We start from the raw sequence: 696 nt of genomic DNA, 5'->3' as shown, positions 1-696 counted from the left end.
CGGATCATCGCGATGGTGTTGCGCGAGGTGCCGCAGGCCGGGTTGTGGTAGACGACGATGTCGATCGGGGCGGTGTTGGTCGCGGTGTTGATGACGGTGTTGGTCGCGCGGGCGGCTTCAGGCATCGGCGAGGGCATCCTTGGCGAGATCGGCTTCGGGAAAGAGCAGGCGGGCAAGGCCCAGGCCAAGCATCGCCCCTGCCAGCTGGCAGGCGATGAAGGCCGGCGCGTCTGCCGGGGCGATCCCGGCGAACGTGTCCGACAGGCTCCGCGCGAGCGTGATCGCGGGGTTGGCGAAGCTCGTCGACGAGGTGAACCAGTAGGCCGCGGTGATGTAGAGCGCAACCGCTGCCGGCACCGCCTGCGCCCGGTGGCGCAGCGTGCCGAGGATGGTCAGGACGAGGCCGAAAGTGGCGATCGTTTCTCCGGTCCACTGGCCGGGGCCGGTGCGGACCTTGGCCGACAGCTCGAGCACCGACAGGCCGAACATCGCATGCGCCGCCCAGACGCCGATAATGCCGCCGGCGATCTGCGCCGCGACGTGGCCCAGCGCCTGGCGCGTGTCGAGCGCGCCGAGCAGGCGGAAGACGAGCGTCACTGCCGGGTTGAAGTGCGCTCCCGAGATCGGCCCCAGCATCGTGATCAGCACGAAGAGCATGGCGCCGGTGGCGATGGTGTTGCCGAGCAGCGCAACCGC

Annotated in this window: 1 protein-coding gene; it reads right to left on the bottom strand. The window is 69.7% G+C overall.

What is annotated here, in order from left to right:
- Positions 1-117: 117 nt before the first annotated feature.
- The coding region (locus K3A85_RS17750) for an aquaporin (RefSeq protein WP_225207845.1) at positions 118-696 on the bottom strand (579 nt) is incomplete at its 5' end.

This window comes from Novosphingobium huizhouense (assembly GCF_020179475.1).
GTDB classification, from domain to species: Bacteria; Pseudomonadota; Alphaproteobacteria; order Sphingomonadales; family Sphingomonadaceae; genus Novosphingobium; species Novosphingobium huizhouense.
The sequence above is the reverse complement of the archived record's forward strand: the minus strand, read 5'-3'. Positions and strand labels throughout refer to the sequence as shown.